General features: G+C 68.8%; 16 protein-coding genes. 7 read left to right on the top strand and 9 right to left on the bottom strand.

Features of this window, described 5'->3' with window-relative positions:
• Positions 1-742, bottom strand: a 742-nt coding sequence (locus ABZV44_RS14490) for a class II aldolase/adducin family protein (protein ID WP_354835990.1), incomplete at its 3' end; no start/stop codon positions are given.
• A 165-nt stretch (positions 743-907) separates the two neighbouring features.
• On the opposite strand from ABZV44_RS14490, the gene ABZV44_RS14485 reads away from it, so the two are divergent.
• Together ABZV44_RS14485 and ABZV44_RS14480 are read left to right on the top strand one after the other, a co-directional pair.
• Positions 908-1,267, top strand: a complete 360-nt coding sequence (locus ABZV44_RS14485; protein ID WP_354835988.1) for a nuclear transport factor 2 family protein — start codon at positions 908-910, stop codon at positions 1,265-1,267.
• Complete coding sequence (locus ABZV44_RS14480) at positions 1,264-2,013, top strand: 3-oxoacyl-ACP reductase family protein (RefSeq protein WP_354835986.1); 750 nt, start codon at positions 1,264-1,266, stop codon at positions 2,011-2,013. Before ABZV44_RS14485 ends, ABZV44_RS14480 begins: the two co-directional genes overlap by 4 nt.
• A gap of 85 nt (positions 2,014-2,098) precedes the next feature.
• Here the strand turns inward: ABZV44_RS14480 and ABZV44_RS14475 are convergent, their stop codons facing one another.
• The 8 genes from ABZV44_RS14475 to ABZV44_RS14440 form a co-directional block, all read right to left on the bottom strand.
• A complete protein-coding gene (locus ABZV44_RS14475; RefSeq protein WP_354835984.1) occupies positions 2,099-2,884 on the bottom strand; it encodes an IclR family transcriptional regulator in 786 nt (261 codons plus the stop codon).
• Positions 2,881-3,771 carry a fumarylacetoacetate hydrolase family protein gene (locus ABZV44_RS14470; RefSeq protein ID WP_354835982.1) on the bottom strand — a complete coding sequence of 297 codons (891 nt, stop codon included), beginning with the start codon at positions 3,769-3,771 and terminating at the stop codon, positions 2,881-2,883. Before ABZV44_RS14470 ends, ABZV44_RS14475 begins: the two co-directional genes overlap by 4 nt.
• Before the next feature lie 173 nt (positions 3,772-3,944).
• Positions 3,945-4,574 (bottom strand): hypothetical protein, encoded by a 630-nt coding sequence (locus tag ABZV44_RS14465; protein WP_354835980.1) that lies wholly within the window; start codon positions 4,572-4,574, stop codon positions 3,945-3,947.
• 159 nt (positions 4,575-4,733) lie between these two features.
• Positions 4,734-7,535, bottom strand: coding sequence for a DUF5682 family protein (locus ABZV44_RS14460; RefSeq protein WP_354835978.1), 2,802 nt, complete (start codon positions 7,533-7,535; stop codon positions 4,734-4,736).
• On the bottom strand, positions 7,532-8,650 hold the full coding sequence (locus ABZV44_RS14455) for an AAA family ATPase (RefSeq protein WP_354835976.1): 1,119 nt from the start codon (positions 8,648-8,650) through the stop codon (positions 7,532-7,534). Before ABZV44_RS14455 ends, ABZV44_RS14460 begins: the two co-directional genes overlap by 4 nt.
• A 13-nt stretch (positions 8,651-8,663) precedes the next feature.
• A complete protein-coding gene (locus ABZV44_RS14450) occupies positions 8,664-10,004 on the bottom strand; it encodes a VWA domain-containing protein (RefSeq protein ID WP_354835974.1) in 1,341 nt (446 codons plus the stop codon).
• Positions 10,001-11,377 (bottom strand): hypothetical protein, encoded by a 1,377-nt coding sequence (locus ABZV44_RS14445; RefSeq protein WP_354835972.1) that lies wholly within the window; start codon positions 11,375-11,377, stop codon positions 10,001-10,003. The genes ABZV44_RS14450 and ABZV44_RS14445 overlap by 4 nt, the downstream gene beginning before the upstream one ends.
• Entirely contained in the window at positions 11,377-11,787 is a 411-nt protein-coding gene (locus tag ABZV44_RS14440; protein WP_354835970.1) for a hypothetical protein, read from the bottom strand. The genes ABZV44_RS14445 and ABZV44_RS14440 overlap by 1 nt, the downstream gene beginning before the upstream one ends.
• Before the next feature lie 494 nt (positions 11,788-12,281).
• On the opposite strand from ABZV44_RS14440, the gene ABZV44_RS14435 reads away from it, so the two are divergent.
• The 5 genes from ABZV44_RS14435 (at position 12,282) to ABZV44_RS14415 (ending at position 19,700) form a co-directional block, all read left to right on the top strand.
• Positions 12,282-14,225 (top strand): serine/threonine-protein kinase, encoded by a 1,944-nt coding sequence (locus ABZV44_RS14435; RefSeq protein WP_354835968.1) that lies wholly within the window; start codon positions 12,282-12,284, stop codon positions 14,223-14,225.
• A 144-nt stretch (positions 14,226-14,369) separates the two neighbouring features.
• Positions 14,370-15,638, top strand: a complete 1,269-nt coding sequence (locus ABZV44_RS14430) for a glycosyltransferase 87 family protein (protein WP_354835966.1) — start codon at positions 14,370-14,372, stop codon at positions 15,636-15,638.
• 145 nt (positions 15,639-15,783) lie between these two features.
• A complete protein-coding gene (locus ABZV44_RS14425; protein WP_354835964.1) occupies positions 15,784-17,187 on the top strand; it encodes a hypothetical protein in 1,404 nt (467 codons plus the stop codon).
• A 39-nt stretch (positions 17,188-17,226) separates the two neighbouring features.
• Positions 17,227-18,474 (top strand): MoxR family ATPase, encoded by a 1,248-nt coding sequence (locus ABZV44_RS14420; RefSeq protein WP_354835962.1) that lies wholly within the window; start codon positions 17,227-17,229, stop codon positions 18,472-18,474.
• A complete protein-coding gene (locus tag ABZV44_RS14415) occupies positions 18,471-19,700 on the top strand; it encodes a VWA-like domain-containing protein (RefSeq protein ID WP_354835960.1) in 1,230 nt (409 codons plus the stop codon). The genes ABZV44_RS14420 and ABZV44_RS14415 overlap by 4 nt, the downstream gene beginning before the upstream one ends.
• Positions 19,701-19,710 lie beyond the last annotated feature (10 nt).

Here is a 19,710-nt window from a genome sequence, read left to right as displayed (position 1 = left end):
GGGGGGGCGCCCGCCCCCGGCGGCCGGGGCGCCCGCCGGGCCCCCGGCGGGGGGGCGCGGCCGGGGGCCCGGGCCCCACCGCTGCCGTTCTGCGCAGCAGGTGCGCTCCCAGCCGGGGCAGCAGCTCCGGCTTGACGGCCTGCCACGAGCGGATTTCCTCTGCCGACAGGGGCGCGGCGGGTTCGCCCTTCATCTCGAGCCAGACGGTGCAGGCTGCCGCCAGCACCGACATGGTGGCCACTGCCGTGGCCGGGTCGCTGCCCATCGCGATCGCACCGTTGCCCCGCAGAATCATCGCGTCCGCCGACCCCATCGCCTCGGCGAGCCGGCGGCCGCGGTCGGCCTCGCGGACCAGCAGCGCGGACGGATACACCGGAATGGAGTCGCCGAGCCAGCACGCCTGACCATGCGTCGGGGCGACACGGTCGGTGCGCATGCCGACGGCCAGCGACGACGCGGGCTGGGCACGAGCGATCGCTCCGGTCGCCGGGTAGCGCTGGTAGAGGGCCAGATGGGCCCACGCTTCGGCCGGGCAGCCGGATGGCAGAGCCGTGGCGTGCAACGGGACGCGGAGACAGTCCGAAGGCGCGACGGTCGCCAGATCGGCCGCAGGGGTGATGACCATGTGGTCGCCGTCCCTGGCTGACACGTGCCCGAACGCGTCGACGAGCCCCAATGCGGCCAAGGCTCGCGCGGCGTCGACAACCTGGATATCGAGGGACCGGGTGATGGGGGAGGGCATGACAGGTAACTGTATGCACCTGGGGTTGGCGGCGCCACGCTGGAAGCAAAAGTCGGTAGCCCCGCCGAGAACTCGTTCCGCTAGGTGAAATCCGCGAGCATCCAACGTGACCGGCGTCACTACCGAGAGTCAAGGTGTATGCACTTCTACCCGAAAGGATCCACCATGACCAGCGCTTTGACCGCCGCAGCACTACAGGCGGTCGACACTCTCGACGCCGAGGGTTTTGCCGAGTTCTTCGCACCCGACGGCAGGATCACCTTCGGCAATGTCCCCGCTCTGGAGGGCCGTAGTGCGGTCGCGGCGGGCTGTGCCGGCTTCTTCGGCACGATCGATGGGATGCATCACGACATCGTCAACGAGTGGGTCGTGGGCAACGACACGATCGTCGAACTCACGGTCACATACACGCGTAAGGACGGCCGGAAGGTGTCGATCCCGGTGGCGTCGATCTGGACCGTCGGCGATAGCGGCCTGATCGACGAATACCGGGTCTTCTTCGACCTGGCGCCGGTGTTCGCATGACCGCGCGCAACGCGAAGGGACGCGTCGCGGTCGTCACCGGGGGCGCTGCCGGCATCGGCCAGGCGTTCGCCGAGCGCCTGGCCGCGGATGGACATGTGGTTGCCATCGCCGACGTCGGACCTGCGGACGAGACCGTGCGCCTGATCGAGAAGGCGGGCGGCCGGGGGTTCGCCGCCCATTGCGATGTGTCTTCGCCCGAGTCCGTGCGCGCATTCGCCGCCGAGGTCGAGGTCGAGCTCGGGCCGGTGGACGTGCTGGTGAACAATGCGGGTATCTACCCGGCCACCGCTTTCATCGGGATGAGCTGGGCGGAATGGCAGCGGGTGCTGGGGGTGAACCTCAACTCGTTGTTCCTGCTGGGGCAGGCCTTCGTTCCCTGCATGGTCCAGCGGGGCTGGGGTCGCGTCATCAGTGTCTCCTCGACCACCTTCCATTCCGGCATCGGACTCAATACGCACTACACCGCGAGCAAGGGCGGGGTGATCGGGTTCTCCCGGTCCCTCGCGGCCGAGGTCGGAGCGCACGGGGTCACGGTGAACACGATCGCCCCGGGTCTGGTGCGCACGCCCACCACCGAGAGCGGCCCGCAAGCGGCATGGTTCGATGTGCTCGCTCAGCAGCAGGCGATCAAACGGGTCCAGGAGCCCCATGACCTGGTCGGGGCGATGTCGTTTCTGGCTTCGGACGACGCGGCCTTCATTACCGGTCAGACCTTGGTTGTCGACGGCGGATGGGTGCGGGCATGAAGCCTCGCACGTGAGGTCCGGCTGGCCTGTATCGGTATGGCCGCTTCGGGCCCGCCCATCGCGGTGATGGGCGGGCCACGGCGGATCAGGTGAGGTTCTCCGCGATCGCGGTCGCGGTCGCCCTGGCGTCGGGCACGAGATCGACGAGGTGCCGGCGGTTCGAGCTCGCCGACGGGCACGCCAGCACGACCGCGGCGATGACCTTGCCCGACCGGGTGGTGACCGGGACGCCGACGGCGTTCACGCACTGCTCGCTTTCCTCGAGGCAGAGGGCATAACCGTTCCGGCGGACCACACCGAGCTCACGACGGAGCGTGACAAGATCACGCATCGAGCCATCGCGCATACGGACATGGCGGTTGGGGTAGAGCGCGACCAGTTCGGTGTCCGGAAGCTGGGCCAGGAGCACCTTGCCGCCCGAGGTGGTGTGCGCGGGGAGCAGGAGTCCGACGCGGCTGCCGACTCGGAGCGCGCGGTCGCTCTCCACACCGTCGATGAAGCGGCAGCCGTTGCCCTGCAACGTCACCAGAAACGTTGTGTCGCCCACCGTGCGCGACAGCGCCGCCAGGTAGGGGCGGGCCAGGCCGCCCAGGTCGTGCGGCGGCTCGGCGCCCGACGGCAACTGCGCCAGCCGAGGTCCGGGCAGGTAGGCACGTTTCCGGTCCTGTTCAGCGAACTCGTGTCGCTTGAGGGTGGACAACAGCCGGTGTGCGGTAGGGGGCGTCACCGACAACAGCTGGGCGGCGTCGGCCACTCGCAACCGGCCGTGCTCGCGCAGAGCGATGAGGAGGGTGAGGACGTTCTCGGCCGACGAGACCGACTCCTGCGACGGCACCACCGACTCCTGCGACGGCACTGTCGCCGTGGTCATGACGCGACCATGGCGTTCTCCAGTCGGCCGATACCGTCGATCTCGGTGACGACCAGGTCGCCGACCCGCAGGAAGGTCTTGTGCGGCATGCCCACTCCGGCCGGTGTTCCGGTCAGGATGACGTCGCCCGGCTCGAGTGTCAGAACGCGGCTTGCGGCGGCGATCAGCCGTGGCACCGTGATCACCATGTCGGCGGTGGATGCTTCCTGCTTGATCTCACCGTTGACGGTCAGCCGAATGGTGAGGTCGTGTGGGTCGCCGATCTGCCAGCCGGGGACGATTCCGGGCCCCAGCGGGCACGATCCGTCGAATGCCTTGTGCTGGAACCAGTCCCAGCCGAACGGCGGGAGGACCGCATCCTTCCTCGGGAACCGTCCGCGTGCGGACAGGTCGTTGGCGACGGTGTAGCCCGCGACGTGCTCGAGGGCTGTGCGCTCGTCGATATCGCGCCCGCCCGTGCCGATGACGACGGCCAGCTCGGCCTCCCAGTCGACGTCCGCGTTGTCCGGCAGCCGCACGTCGTCGTGCGCACCCACCACGGTCGTTGTCGGCGGCTTGAGGAAGAAGAACGGCTCGGCGTCGGGGTCCGGGCGCTGGGTGCCCATTTCCTGCGCGTGCCCGTAGTAGTTCGCCCCGGCGCAGAGGATCTTGCGGGGGTAGGTGAGGGGGGCGATCAGCTCGGCGTCCGGCGCGACCTCGAGTGCCGGGAGCTGGAGATTCCGGAGCAGTGGCGTGAACTCCTCCCACCGGTCGACGACTTCCAGGAGGGTGCGACCGGACAGCGACTGCGGCGCTCGACAGACCTTGCCGTCGGCGAGCACGCCGATGCTCGGCTCGGCTCGGTTGTTCTCGACGAATTGGACGAGACACCAACGCTGCGACGACATGGAAACCCCTTAAGGATCGGTTAGCTCCCTAAAGTGCACACACTTTTGCAGAGGATGTCAAGGTCGCTCGCTCGCCGGGCCGGAAGTTCCGGAGGCCGAAATTTGCTCAGCAGTCACTTTCTGGCGTGCAAAACGAGAAAGGCCCGGTCCATGAGGACCGGGCCTTGTCGCATTCAGAGGGTGCCGTTTTCGATGTCGCGTTTCAGGGCGGCCTGGTACGCCTGGTGGGATGAAACGCCATTGTCGACGGTGAAGTTGATGAGCAGCGGGTTGGCGATGAAGGTGAGGTGCTCGTTCACCGTGGTGGTGCCGTTGCCGTTGTCGACGAAGGTGATCTTCTGATGGGTGATGATTCCGGGCGAGTCATAGCTGTCGGTCAGGTAGTAATGATCAGCCGGATAGAGGCGCTGTTCGGCCTGGGTTTTCGCGGGGTAGTCGACCGAGCCCATCGGAACGTTCTCCAGCGCGGTGAAATCGATGGTTTCGGTGACGCCGTCGGTGCAGGTGCGATGCGTGATGATGTCCTTCAGGAAAGGATGCCGCCCGATGTCGTTGCGCAGGTTCGAGTACACCGTCCATACCTTGGCGATCGGCGCATTGATGGTGATCGGCAGATCGACCGTCCGCGACGACGTGCCGGACGACGGACTCTTCTGCTCGGCCTGATATGTGGCCCAGCCGGTTTGCCAGCCGGCGGTGTAGGCGTTCGGGGTGTCGGTACAGGTCGGTGCGGAATCCGCCTGCGCCACCGGTGAACCCGCCGCGAACGACAGGGCCATTGCGCATCCCACAAGATATTTCACGGGCGGACTGTAACGTGTTCTCGCGCCCTGCGCGAGGCGCTCCCGAATTCGAGACCGAACCGTATGAATTGTGCTGTGCGGCCCGCCTACCAGCAATGCACGGTTCGAATGACTGTCCGGCCGGCCGTCCGTCGGAAGGACGAGCCGGCCGGACCCGCGTCAGCTCCGCGCGGCCGGCACGCCGAGCAGCGCGGTCAATGCCGCAGCGGTGCCGGGGAACCGCTCGAGCAGGCCGGCTACCTCGTGGTTTCCGGCCGGGCCGGCCTTCTGCCAGCCGCCCTCGATGCCGAGCAGTCCGCTGAGCGCGTCACACGCGGCGGGGTGAACGGCCAGCAGTTCGGTGACCGGCCCGCGCGGCGCCGCGGCCACCGGCGGTGCGGCCGTGGTGAATTCGGCCGACCAGGGCGGGACGAAGGCGTCCACGGCGGGCAACGCGCCGGGGAAGGTACGGCCCGCTTCCCGGACCAGGCCCGGAATCAGGTCGCCCGCCTGATCCTTCAGGGTGGTGATCAACTTCGGCAGCCAGGGCAGCAGCACCGTGTCCGGCAGCGTGCCGAAGGCCTTCGACAACAGTTCCACCACAAAGGGTTTCAGTGCCGGAGCCGGGTCGATGGCCTGCACGAAACCGCTCACGTACTGCGGAACCGTCGGCAGCACCAGCGGATTGGCCAGCATCCCGTCGCACCGCGCGCGCAGCTCGGCCATGGTCAGCAGGCCGAGCTGGAACCGCGCCGCCCACAGCAGGGCCACCTTGGCCGGCGCCTCCGGATGTGATTGCAGCACCGCCAGTTCCAGCTGGGTGTGATCGCAGCCCAGCGACAGCGCCAGATTCTCCATCCCGAACAGGAAGCCCAGCATCGCCGCCACCTGCCCTGGCCCGGTCTCCTCCGCGGCGAAGGCGGTGGGCAGCAGGGTGCAGTAGTGCGCGTATCCCGCTGTCACGAACCGTTCGCACCATGCCGGTAGGCCGTCCTCGGTGGAGCGGAAGTAGTTGAGCAGCACCCGGATCCGTCGCAGCACGACGGGCGCGTCGTCCACTGTCCGTTCCGCGGCGAGGAGTTCGACCGCGCGGTGGCCCAGCTCGTCGGCGAGCCGGACCGAGCCCAGATACACCAGCGCGTCCTCGACCGCGCCCAGCGCCACGGCCGCGGTCGCGTCCAGCGCGGCGACCGCGCGCCGCAGGCGCTGCTCCAGCACCTGCTCCACCGACACGCCCTCGTACCCGAGCTCCACCAGTGAGCGCTGGTGTTTGCCGAGCCCGATGTCCCAGCTCTCCTGGATCGAGGTCTCACCCAGTCCGCGCGAGCCCATGATGGGCCGCAGCGCGTCCTGCGGCAGCAGCCTGCGCAGCAGCCACAGCAGATTCGAGCACGGCCGCAGGTCCGGATTCGCCTTCAGGTCCAGCAGAGCGCGTTGCAGCGTCCGCTTGGACAGATCCAGTCCCAGCGGTGCCAGCCGGTCGAGCACGTCGCGGGCCAGTGGCGGCAGCGCCGCGTACCCGACCTGGCCGATGCGGTCGCCGCCGAGCAGGATCTCGCACAGCCGCCGCACATCCCGCCGCCCCGGCACCCGGTCCTTCTCGAGGCAGGTGACGGCCGCGTCCTGGAAGTCGTACGGCGTCGGACGGGCACGATTGCGCAAGCCCGCCAGCAGGATCGAGGTCTCGAAGATGGCGATGGCGTCGGCGGTGCTGGCCAGGTAGCCGTTGCGCCGGGCCAGCCGGACGATATCCACCGACCACTCCAGGAGCTCGGCCTCGTCGAGCGGGTCCAGCACCGGTGGCCGGGACAGGAAGCCCGAAAGCCGGTCCGTCACTTCGGCTTCCGATTCCGCCGGAAGGGGCGGCTGCTTGGCGCGCTTCTTCGCTCCCTGCTGGCCTTCCAGCTGGAACGACTGCAATTTGCCGCGCCGCAACCCCTTCGCCCAGGTGGCTGCCGCGATCGACACCGCGCCGCCGGCCAGCCCGAACTGCGCCTCGATGGCGGAGTGGCTGGACGGGATCAGCCCGTAGTGCCATGTGGTGGCCGAGCGCGGCGAGATCTCGAACGGCTCCGACGCGGCCAGTCCGAACTGTTCGACCGGGCTGGCCGCATGGGCCGCGCCGCACACGTACAACGCCTGTGCCGGATCGATGTCGTTGGCGGCCAGGTGTTCGCGCATGCGGGTCCACATGTACCGTTCGCGGTCCTCGTCCTCGACGGTGCTGCCGCGCCGCAGCCGCCGGAACAGGCTGCCGATCATCACCATGACCTGGCGGTAGGTGTCGTAGTCGGCGTCCACCAGGGGCTGCTCGACGTACTGGTCCCACCATTCCGACCAGTGCCGGACCTTGCCGTGGTGCAGCAGGTGTTCTTCCAGTTCGGCGAAACGCGGTCGCAGATCACCGATTTCGAGGCCGACCGCGCCGCCGTGCAGGCCGTCGTCCTCGGGCTGCTCGCCGCCGGCGGGTGTCTCGGACTGCTTCGTCTCGGGAGCCCACTGGAAGACGTGATCGGTGGACCGATCCACCAGCACCAGTTCGACGCCCGGCGTATCGAGCGCGTAGGCGATGGCCTGGTACTCGGCCGACGATTCGGTGATCGGCGCGACCACCGACAGCGGCGCCCATTCCGCGGGAAAGCCCTCGATCTCGGTGGCGAAGGCCTGCAGCGCAATCGGCAGGCGGCAGTTGCGCAGCTCGTCCAGCAGCGGCCGCATGTCCTCGCACAGTTCCAGGTAGATGACGCTCGGCTGCTTCTCGCGCAGCCGTCGCACCATGGCCAGACCGGAGGCGGGCGAGTGGTGGCAGACCGGGAAGATCTCCAGCCGCTCCGACAGCGCCCGGTCGACATCGTCGACGATGCCCGCCAGGATGTCGCCCGCCGCCCCGGGTGCGCCGGCGAACGCGACGGCCGCGTCCGCCAGCTGATCTCGCAGCGCGGCAAAGGTATTCGGCGCGGGCCGGGTGTCGGACACGTTCACGACAGCCTCGCGATCGCCGCCCGGCCGCCCTCGAGGAATTCGCCCCAGGCGGCATCGCCCTTCTTGTCCTTGGTGCGCGGCTCGACGACGCCGTGCAGGTACTTGTTGAGAATGGCCAGGTCCTCGGGCGTGCGCCGGGCCAGCGAGCCGACCAGCGAACCGGCGAGGGTCTCCGCGCGCAGTTCCTTCGCACCGAAGAACTGGCTGTGCAGGATGGCGTCCTCGAGCACGCCGATCTGCTCGGCGGTGGACAGCGCCGACTCCAGCTTGTCGTCGTCGCTGGTGGCGGCGGCCGCGGCGGCGCGCAGATCGGCGAAGCTCTCCAGCAGGATGTCGAGCAGCGTGGGCGGCAGTTCCAGCTCGATGGAGTGGCGGCGCAGCAGTTCCGCGGTGCGGAAGCGCACGATCTCCGCCTCGCTCTTCTTGTTGGACACCACCGGAATTCGCACGAAATTGAAGCGCCGCTTGAGTGCCGAGGACAGGTCGTTCACGCCGCGGTCGCGGCTGTTGGCGGTGGCGATGATGGAGAAGCCCGGCTGCGCGAACACCACATTGTCGTCATCGAGCTCGGGGATCGAGACGTACTTCTCCGACAGGATGGAGATCAGCGCGTCCTGCACATCGCTGGTGGAGCGGGTGAGCTCCTCGAAGCGGCCGATCACGCCCTGCTCCATGGCGGTCATGATCGGGGACGGGATCATCGACTCCCGCGACTGACCCTTGGCGATGACCATGGAGATGTTCCACGAGTACTTGATGTGGTCCTCGGTGGTGCCGGCGGTGCCCTGCACCACCAGCGTGGAATTGCGGCTGATGGCCGCCGACAGCAGCTCGGCCAGCCAGCTCTTGCCGGTACCCGGATCGCCGATGAGCAGCAGACCCCGGTCCGAGGCCAGCGTGACAATGCTGCGCTCGACGAAACTGCGGTCACCGAACCACTTCTGCTCCACCTCGCGGTCCAGTCCGTCGGCGCGTTCGGAGCCGAGTATGAACAGCCGCACCATCTTCGGGCTCAGCCGCCACGCGAACGGCTTGGGGCCGTCGTCGATGGACTCCAGCCAATCCAGTTCCTCGGCGTACTTGACCTCGGCGGGGGCGCGCAAAACGTCGTTCATGATGGCTGGTCTCCTAGTCGAGAAAGTTCTTGAGTTCGTGCACGAGCTTCTGGATGCGTCCGGAAATCACCGGGGTGCCAAGGTTTTTGAACCGTTCGCGGAACCACGGGTTGACGCTCTGGTGGCCGGAGCTGTTCACCGAGCCGACCGGGATGAGCTTCACCCCGGAGCGGTGCACCGCCTCCATGGCCTCGAACAGCGGCTGGGAGCGATCGAACTCGTAGAAGTCCGAAATCCACACCAGCACGGTGTTCTTCGGGTCGGTGATCTTGGGCTGGGCCATGGCCATGGCGACCGGGCCGTCGTTGCCGCCACCGAGATTGGTGCGCAACAGTACCTCGAACGGGTCGTGCACCCACGGGGTGAGATCCAGGGCGCGGGTGTCGTAGGCGATGAGATGTACATCGACCTTGGGCAGGCCCGCGAAGATCGACGCCAGGATGGTGCAGTTCACCATGGAGTCGACCATGGAGCCGGACTGGTCCACCACCACGATCATGCGGGCGGGGACGGTGCGCTTGGCGGTCTGACGGTAGTAGAGCCGGTCGACGTACAGCCGCTCGTCCTGGGGGTTCCAGTTGGGCAGGTTCTTCCAGATCGTCCGGTCCACATCCAGATTGCGCAGGATGCGCTTGGGCGGGACCGAGCGGTCGACGGTGCCCACACTGGTCTGCTGCACCTGGGTGCGCAGCACTTCGGCGACCTCGTCGATGTAGCGGCGGATGAGGCGTTTGGCATTGGCCAGGGCCACGCCGGACAGATTGTGCTTGTCGCGCAACAGTTGTTCGATGAGCGACATGCTCGGGGTGAGCTGGGCGGCCAGGTGCGGATCGGCGAGTACCTCGCGCAGCCGCATGCGGGACACCAGCTCACCTTCCAGGCCGGTGAGCACGCCTTGCACGGCGCCGGCCTGCTCCTCGCCCAGGCAGCGCCGCAGCCAGTTCGCATCGGACTGCCAGCCCGCCAGCTGGGTGGCGCTGACCTGGCCGGAGCCGGTGGCGAAGACGTTCAGCAGCAGCTTGGAAACCAGTGCGGCGCTGCGGACATCGGCCGCGCCGATGGACTGGGGCGCGGCGGCTTCGGTCTCGTTCCCGGCGTCTTCGGCCGCCGCCCCCTCGGTCGCGGAGTCCCCGTTCTCGGAGAAGTCGAGGCTTTCGAACTCCGCTTGCATCTCCGGATAGCGTTGCACCACATTGTCGATGGAGATGCCCGGATCGAGTACGGCCAGCGGCAGACCCAGATCGTCGACGATGCCCGCGCTGGCCTGCTCCAGCGCCGGTTGCTGATCTCCGGTGAAGACACCGGCCAGGAGACGCCAGTACAGGATCTGGCGTCGCGTTTCATGATTCGTCATTTGCGCAGCAACCGTCCCGCGCGCTCGCGCAGCACCGCCACGGCATCGCCCGACTTGGCCTGTGCCTTGGCGACTTTCGGATCCGTCGGGCCCAGCGCCCAATCACCGTTGTGGAACGCGGTGAGCGCACCCTTGACCTTGCGCTGCACGGCCAGCGGCCGCACCGACCAGACGCCCGCATCCCAGCGCAGCAATCCGATCATGGCGCTGGACCCGGTCAGCCCGGCCGGAGTGAGCGGACCGGCGGACGGGAGCGCGTCCAGCTCCACCCGGATCCGCTGCTCACCCATCTCCAGTACGCCGTCGCGGAACCGGTACCCCTCGAGCACAACCGGTTCGGCGATGTGCACCGGATCGCGATCCAGCGGCGCGACGGCCGGGGCCTGCGCCTGCGGCAGTTGCACGGTGGCGGTGACGAACGGATCGGCGGCCTCCCCGGCCTTCGCCCGATCGTCATCCCACAGCAGGTCACCGGTCGCCGTCAGCGGCATGTCGGTGAGCTCCAGCGTGCGCTGCCTGGCCAGCGCGGTGAGCAACTGGCGATGCGCGCCCAGCAGCTGCCACACCGCCGGTCCCACAATGGTGTCCACCTTGGCCGCCGCCACCGACACCCGCACCCGGCGGGCCGGTGCGCCCGCGACCTCGAGCACGCCGTGCACCTGTGCCTGTACGGCGGTCCCGTGCTCGTGCAGGTCCACGCCGAGCGGGAGCAGACGACCCGAAACCGGCTCGGTGGCAGCGGATTCCGCGCCGCGCCAGGACAGCAGCAGGGCGCGCGTCCACAGATCGGCCCAGCGTCGCGCGGGCACCCGGTCCATGGTGGCGATCGGTGCGGACGCGCCCAGTTCGGCGGTGAAGCCGTCCAGCAGCATCGCCAGCCGCCGCAGCGCGGGTTCGGCCAGCAGCGACTCCACGGTCTGATCCGCGGCTGCCACCAGGTCGTGGTCCACGCCGCGCCATCCGGCGATGGCCAGTTCACCCAGCCAGGCGCGGGAACCCGCCACGAGCGGGCTCGGTGCGGCCGCATCCGGCGACGCCGTCCACTCGGATCGATTGCGGCCCATGGCCGTATCGGCCTGGCCGACCAGTGCGTCGTGCACCGCGCCCAGCAGGGCGGCCCGGGCGGCGGCCAGCGCCGACAGCTCATCCGCGCCGATCGCGCCCGTGCTCACCTTCGACACCGCCGCCGAAACCGCCTCGGCCAGAGGCGAACCCGCCACCGCCGCGGCCAGTGCCGCCAGCGCCGCGCTCTGCGGTTCGGAAACCCGGGCGAAGCCATTGACCAGAGCGGAATCGAACCCGCTCACCGCGTCCAGGGCTGCCTCTACGCCGGCGGGCGCATCCACCAGCGCGGCCAGTTGTACCGCCTGCATCAGCGACCCACCCCCGCCGGGAACCAGTGCAGCTCCGGAATCGGCGCCGTGCTACCCGGCAGCTCCAGATAGGTCAGATGCCGCAGGAACCGGCTGAACACCGCGGCGGCCGGAGCCGGATCACGAGTTCCATTGAGACAGTGGGCAAGTCGAGAGCCCTCGGGGACCTCGACCCGCAGGAACCGCGCCACCCGGTCCTGCCCGTACTGGAGCACCGCTTCATCGATCAGCGCGTCCAGATGCTTGCAGGCCCACCCCTGGTTCAACCCGCCGCACGGCCGGTTGTTGTTGGTGCTGCAGCTCAGCCCGTGGGTCCCCGCGGTCACCGATGCCACGTACACCCGTGAGATATCGGAGCCGCTCGACACCACCCCCTGCAGGCGTCCGTCGGCCAGCTCGACGAACGGCACCTTGTTCAATTTCCGCGGCGCGACAGCGGGCAAAACCCGCACCACAGAAGCGCTTTCCCAAGCCGGTTCACCCGGCGTGGCACTCGGATTCGAGGCCATCGTTCTCCCTCCCGGTCGATCACGATGCGCCCAAGGTATGTGACCCCACCGACAAGTCCCGCCCCACCCCCGAAACGGCTGGTGAGGACCCCTTCCCTCGGCAGCTTCCCGGGCCCGTCCGCCGCTACCGTGAACGGAGCGCCGCTGCCCGAAGAGGACGTATTTCACTGACTCGCAACGCAATTCCGATGCCTGGCCCGGGAAGTTGTGCAATTCATCGCCATTCGCATCGCCCGGTGCCCTGACCCGGCTCGTCCACCGGCGGCGGCCACTCGGATTTCCGTCGTATCCGTGCCCATGGATGGCCCCCGGCTCCACGAAGATCGGTGCGCTCTGCAACTCGCCGCGCGATAAAATCGATCATGGCTCGGGGTTTCAGCTCGAGGTGATGCGCAATGGGTGATCGGCCGACCGGCGATGCCACCGCTGCCTTCGATCCATTGGCCGATCGGGCGGTGAGTGAGCGGTCGAGCGCGCCGATCGTGAGTGAGGAACTCGAGCCGGGGGATCGGATCGACGATTTCGATCTGCTGCTGGAGTTGGGCCACGGTTCGTTCGCCAAGGTGTTCCTGGCGCGGCAGCGCTCGATGCAGCGACTGGTGGCGGTGAAGGTTTCCACGGACCACGGCTTCGAACCCCAGACGCTCGCCCGGTTGGAGCACGAGTACATCGTTCGGGTCTACGACCAGCGGGTGCTGCCGGACCGCGGGCTGAAGCTCTTGTACATGCAGTACCTGCCGGGTGGAACGCTGGCGGCGGTGCTGAAGCGGGTCCGCGCGACCCCGCCGGAGCTGCGCAGCGGGCGGTTGCTGCTGGACGCCGTCGACGCGGCATTGGAGGAGAAGGGCGAGATCCGCACCACGGGCCTGCGGGTGCGTGAGGAAATCGCCGCCCTGTCGTGGCCGGAGACCGTGGCCTGGCTCGGACGCCGGCTCGCCGAGGCGCTGGACTACGCCGAACGACGGGGTGTACTGCACCGCGACATCAAGCCAGCGAACATCCTGCTCTCCGCCGACGGTGTGCCGAAGCTGGCCGATTTCAATATCAGTTTCAGCGACCACCTCGCGGGCAGCAGTCCGGTGGCGTACTTCGGCGGGTCCCTGGCCTACATGTCGCCCGAGCATCTCGCGGCGAGCCACCCGACGCTGTCCGGCACGGTCGACGACTTGGACACGCGCAGTGACATCTACGCCCTCGGCGTCGTGCTGTGGGAGCTGCTGACCGGGCGGCGGCCGTTCCCCCGGGTCGAGGCGAAGGATTCGCAGGACTATGTCGAGCAGGAGCTCGCGCTCCGCCGCCGCCCGATCGCCCCGGAATTCCTGGACGACCTGCCCGCCGACTGCCCGGCCTCGCTGCGCCGTGTGCTGCTGACCTGCCTGTCGCCACGACGGGACGATCGGTGGGCCAATGGGGCGGAGCTGGCTCAGCAATTCGAGCTGTGCCTCGACCCCCGGGCCCGGGATCTGGTCGACCCGCCGCAGCACTCCCGGCGGCCGACCGGACCGCTGTGGCCGCTGCCGATGATCGCGATAGCGATCGGAATACCGAATGTGGTGGCGGCTGGGTACAACTATTACTACAACAAAACGCTCATCATCAGTAAGCTCACGCCCGCAGCCCAGCGGTCGTTCGACTATGTCGCCTCGATACTGATTCCGCTCGCTATCGCGGTGGGCGGAATCCTGATTCTCTACGCGTCGCGCCGCCTCATTATCGTACCCATTGGTCTGCGCATCGGATGGACTTTCAGCGACGAGACCCTCACTCGGACGCGTATCGATGCGCTGCGGCTCGGCAGCCGGGCGGCGCGGATCGCCTTCGTGTTCTGGGTGCTCTGCGGCGTGATCATCCCGGCGCTGCTGAACCTGATCGCCGGCGGCGTTCCACGCGGCACCTACGTGCATTCCGTGCTGGCGGTCGTCGTGTGCGGCGCAATCGCGGTGGCATATCCGTATTTCGCGGTCACCTGGTACGTGGTGCGGTGCCTGTATCCCCTTTTCCTGGTGCACGGAAGGTCCGACGCCGCCGATATCGACCACCTGGGCTGCCTCGCCGGGCGCACCGGTTTCTACCTCACCGTGGCGGCCGCGGTGCCGCTGGTCGGCGTGACCGGCATAACCTTCCTTCCGGGCGCGGAGATCGAATCCATTATCTGGGCGGTCCGGATCCTGTGCATCGGCGGCATCATCGGCTTCGTGCTCGCCTATCTGCTCTACGGCGTCATCGAGAAAGATATCGAGGCGCTCGAACGTGTTGCCTCCGCATCCGATACGTGTGCCGCGGGCACGGACGAGCCGAACCCCGATACGGCATCGGAGTCGTCCCGGCGGCGGGACTAGCGGTCGGGAGCCCCACACGGACGCGGCGGCTGCGCTGGTCCGAGCGGTGCGCGCGGCTGTCTGCGACCGGCATCGATACCCATTGGCGAGTCTCGGTGGGTGCGGGTGCACGCCTGGGAGGGGACGCCGATAATGTGATGTCGGATGAGTTGTTCTACCGCTGTTGCTGACCCGAAGTCGCTGACCCGCCGTTTCGGGCGGGTGATGTGGCTGGTTCCGGCGTTGTGTGTGGCCTTCACCGCGCTGTGCCTGATGCTGCCCGTGTGGCCGTTCAAGCAGATCACCGGTGGGTTCATCGACCTGCAGGTGTATCGGCTGGGCGTGCAGACGCTATGGCACGGCGGCGATATGTACGGGCAGTTGCCGCAGACCACGATCGGGATCGGGCTGCCCTTCATCTATCCGCCGTTCTCCGCGCTGGTGCTGTCGCCGTTCGCGGCGTTGCCCTGGGACGTGGCTCGTACCGGGTTCTTCGTGACCTCGGTGGCCGCGCTGGCGATTTCGTTCTATCTGGTGGCGCTGCGGGTGTGGCCGGGGGAGAGCCGGCAGCGGCTCGGGCTGTGGGTGACCGCCTGCGCCACGCCGCTGGCCCTGCTGCTGGAGCCGACCCACTCGACGCTGGATTTCGGGCAGGTCAATCTGCTGCTGATGGTGCTCGTGGTGGCCGACTGCCTGACGGAGAAGCCGAAATGGCGGCGCGGCATGCTGATCGGCATCGCGGCCGCGGTGAAGCTGACGCCGGCCGCGTTCATCCTCTACTTCCTGATCCGGCGTGATTACAAGGCCGCCGTCACGGCCGCGATCACCGGTGCCGTCGCTACCGCGCTGACCTTTGCCGTGTTGCCGCAGGCGTCGGTGAAGTACTGGTTCGGCGGGTTGGGCAATGTGTCGGGGCTCAGCGGTTCGGCATTCCACACCAATCAGTCGATTCAGGCGGTGCTGGCTCGGTTCGAGATCCACAAGCCACTGCTCACGATTCTGTGGCTGGTAATGAGCGCCGCACTGCTGGCGCTGGTGGTGCCCGCCATGCGCCGCGCGGCGGACTTCCCGCCGCTGGCCCTCGGGATCAACGCGGTCTTCACGCTGCTGGTGTCCCCGATCTCCTGGTCGCACCACTGGATCTGGATCGCCCCGGCCCTGCTGGCGATGCTCGGCTACGCGACCCGGTTGCCCTGGCGCCGTGCCGCGGGCTGGTATCTGGTCACCGCGATCACGGCCGCGATCTTCGTGATCGGCCCGCAGAATTGGCTCCCGGACGGCGAACATCGCGAATCGCACTGGACGCCTTGGCAGCACCTCATCGGCAACACCTACGTCTGGTTCAGCGTGCTGCTGGTGGCGCTGTTCCTGCTCGGCACCCGGCGTGCGCGACCGGTCGCCCAGAACCCTGCGGTTGGCGCGCTGGTCCGTTAGGCCCCTTCCTGTTTCACCACTTCCTGTGTCGGCTCGCGGTAATGCGCCGCGGCTGGACCGGATCGCGGGAAGGGGTTATTCTCGGCCGGGTGTTGACTCCTTCTGAACAAAGATTGGGGGTCCCGTTCGTGCCAGGTGAGTGCTGATGCGCACTTCGAGTACGAATTGGGACGATTCCCGCTTTTCCTTCTGGCTGCGCGTGCGTGAGTACGCCGTGCCGCCGTCCATGATCGAGACCGCGACTGCCCGGCGTTGTGTCGGGGACTGGGCCGGGGCTTGTGCCGCAGCGGGTTTCGATGTCGATATCGATATGCGTTCGCTGGTGCGCGCCCACGGCCGGGAACTCGCCGCTCGGGTGCGGGCCGATCTGCGCCACTTGGCGCCGGACCTGTTGCGCTGGCACATGCCGCGGATTGCTCCTGACGGTCTGCTTCGGCCGGGGCTGACGATCACCCTGGCACGATACGATCCGGAAGGATCAGTAATCCGTTGTGGCAGAGATCATTCCGTGCATCTGGTCGTCCGGACCGCACCCGCCTGGGCGGATGCGGGCCAGCGAATCAGCCTCGCACTCTGGGACGGATCCCGCTCCGGTGCCGGCCTGCACCCGCATTCCCGCCCCAGCCGGCGGTTCCGGCTCGATCTGCACCGTCATCTGTGGGATGCCCGCAGCAGTGATGAGCTGCGGATGCGTTCCGGTGCAGCGCGATTCGCCGACGAAGGCATGCCGGGCTCCGGGCTGTCGGAGCTGGTGCCGCCGGGGTGCGCCGTCGACCGATGGGCGGCTGAGGCGGGAATACTGCTGCAGGCGCATGGGCGCCGGGCCGGGCCGGTTCTGGTTCGGTGTGGCGCACGGCGGCGGATCGTCGTCGATGTGTCTGTGCCCGAGGATGATTCGCCGGTTATGCGGATCGAGCAGACGTTTCCGCGGGGCGGGATATCCGCGCTGCCGGTGCTGCCGGACGCGGCGACCTGGGTGTTGCCCGATCTGGAACTGCTTCGTGCCGGTGCCATCACGCCCGATCGGCTGCATCCACTGGTCGCGTCGGCGCTGGTAACGGATCATTCGCCCGCCGATATCTCCCCGATTGCCGACCCGGCGGGCCGGCCGCACCTGGTGGACTGCCGGGGCGAGCTGCACCGCATCGGACTGGTGAACGGGGTGCTGGCCGCACTGGACCACGATCCGGCGGAGGTCCGCAGGGAGGAGCTGCTGGTCGGGTTGACCGGCACTCCGCTGCCCTGTCTGCAGGCCATCGACCGGGCGCATCGGCATCCGGATTGTCTTGTCGGCGTTCGTGAACGGCTGGACCACGGCGACACCGCCGGTGCGCTGGCCGTCGTCGAAGGTCTGCTCGGGCCCGACGCGTTACTGCGTGCGGGAGCGCTGCGAGACGAGCTCGAGGCTGCCGCGCAACGGCGGATCGGCTACGGGCTGTTCCGGGCCGGGCTGACCAGGCCAGCGCTGACCCCACCGGCGGCCGAGCGCGATCATGCCCGCCGACGCAGCGCAAGCCGCGCGCATCCCCGCCACGCGACCGCACGCTGATCTTTCCCCAATTCCTTTACGCCCAAAGGTGATTCACACATGCCTGTAGAAACCACGTGCGCTCCGGCCGCGGAGCACGCCCACCCTTCCCAACTCGACGTCGCGGGCGAACTGCTGAACCTGCTGGGCGCGGTGACCACCGAGCCGCGCCCGAACATCCAATTGGACGCGCTGACACTGGCGGTCGCCGCCGACCTGCCGGTGCTGCTGTGGGGCGAGCCCGGGATCGGCAAGACCGCGGCCCTGACCCAGCTCGCCGCCTCCCTGGATCTTCCTCTGACCACGGTGATCGCGAGTGTCCATGAGCCGTCGGACTTTTCGGGCCTGCCCATCATCGGAGACGACCCGGCGACGCACGGCGTGCCGATGGCGCCGCCGGACTGGGCCGTCCGGCTGGTGCGGGCGGGTCGCGGGCTGCTGTTCCTGGACGAACTGTCGACCGCTCCGCCGGCCGTGCAGGCGGCCCTGCTCCGCCTGGTCCTGGAACGGCGGATCGGTGCACTGCGCCTGCCCGACGGTGTCCGCATCGTCGCCGCCGCCAACCCGCGTTCCTCGGCGGCCGACGGCTGGGAGCTGAGTCCGCCGCTGGCCAACCGTTTCGTGCACCTGCCGTGGACGCACGATCACGATGTGGTGGTCCGGGGCCTCGGCGGTACCTGGCCGCGCGCGATCTTGCCCACGCTCGCTCCGGAAAAGGTCACGGAGGCAGTGGCTTTCGCCCGCCGCGCGGTGTGCGTGCTGCTCGCGGCGCGTCCCGCACTCGTCCATCAACTGCCCAGCTCCGAAACCCGCAGGGGTGGCGCCTGGCCGTCGCCGCGCAGCTGGGAGATGACCGTGCGGCTGATCGCCTTCGCCACCGCGGCCGGCTCCGGACGGGATGTGCTGTCCCTGCTGGTCCGAGGCGCCGTCGGCGACGGTCCCGGTTTCGAATTGCTGGCCGGCATCGACCGGATGGACCTGCCCGATCCGGAGGTGCTGCTCGCCGACCCGGCCGCCGCCGAGCTGCCCGAGCGGGGCGATCTCCGTCAGGCCGTGCTCGACGGTGTGGTGGCGGCAGTCCGCTTGCGGCCGGAGCGATCCCGCTGGGACGCGGCGTGGGCGCTGCTGGTGAAGGCCGTGGAATCCGGTGCCCCGGACCTGGTGGTCGTCCCCGCGACGACCCTCGCCACCCTGCGACGGGACGACTGGGACGTACCCGCCTCGATCGAACGACTGGCCGGCATGGTGTCGGTGTCGCAGGGCGCGGATCGCGCCGCGGCCCGGGTCGCCGCGCAGGCGCGCCGATGACACCGGACACCGCGCCGCTCGACTTCGACAAGCTCTTCGCCGCCCGGCTGCTGGCCGCCCGGGCCCGGCCGTATCTGGCGACCGCCTTGTTCGCGCTGCACCTGGTCGAGTCGCCGCGGGTGCCGACGATGGGCGTGGACCGGTACTGGCGGTGCTATGTGTCGCCGGCGTTCGTGAACTACACGCCGGTGGAGGACCTGGCCTCGGTCCTGGTACACGAGGTGTCGCATCTGCTGCGCGAACATCACAGGCGCAGTGACCGATTCGCCCGGGAGCAGAACCTGACCGGCCCGGCGGAGCGACTGCGGATGAATATCGCCGCGGATGCCGAGATCAATGACGACGCGTTCGGCGACGGCCTGGTCCAGCCCGAGGGGGCGGTGCTGCCGTCGACGCTGGGGCTGGGCTCCGGTGAGCTCATGGAGGACTACCTGCGTCAGTTCCGTCTCGGGCCGCGCACCGCGGACCTGGCCTGGCTGGACTGCGGCAGCGGCGCCGACGGCCTCGACCGGGAGTGGGAACTGGGGCCGGACGGCGCGGACGGACTGAGTGAACAGGAACGCGACGCCGTCCGATTTCGCGTGGCGCAGGGCATTGTCGGCCGTCCGGGGCACGCGCCCGAGGGCTGGCGCCGGTGGGCGGAGGCGGCGGTGCACCCGCCGCAGCCGTGGCGGGATCTGCTGGGAGCGGCGATCCGCTCGGCGGCTTCCGCCCCCGGCGTCGGCGCGGACTACAGCTATGGGCGGCCCGCGCGGCGCTCGGCCGGAGTGCCCGGCGTCGTCCTGCCGAGCCTGCGGCACACCCCACCTCGCGTCACCGTGATCATCGATACCTCTGGGTCGGTCAGCGACGCCGAACTGGGCAGCGCGCTGCTCGAAACGGCAGCCATCGCCCGGACGGTGGGCGGCCGCCGCGACCTGGTCACGGTGCTGTCGTGCGACGCCGCGGCCCGGATCGCGGATCCGCTATGCCGTGCCGAGGGCATCCCGCTGATCGGCGGCGGGGGAACGGATCTGCGCACCGGCTTCGCCAAAGCGCTACGCGCGCAACCCCGTCCGGATGTGGTCGTGGTGCTGACGGACGGTCAGACACCCTGGCCGGCCGCCCGCCCCGCCTGCCGCACGGTCGTGGGCTTGTTCCGCCGGGACCCCGCCTGGCGGGAAGACGATCCGGACTACGTACCGGACCGTCCGCCCGCCTGGGCAAGGGTCGTCGATATCGGGTGACGGCGCGGGC

Source organism: Nocardia sp. NPDC004860 (assembly GCF_040609015.1).
In the GTDB taxonomy this organism is placed as follows: Bacteria; Actinomycetota; Actinomycetes; order Mycobacteriales; family Mycobacteriaceae; genus Nocardia.
Note: the sequence above shows the minus strand (reverse complement) of the source record. Positions and strands in the feature narration are given on the sequence as shown.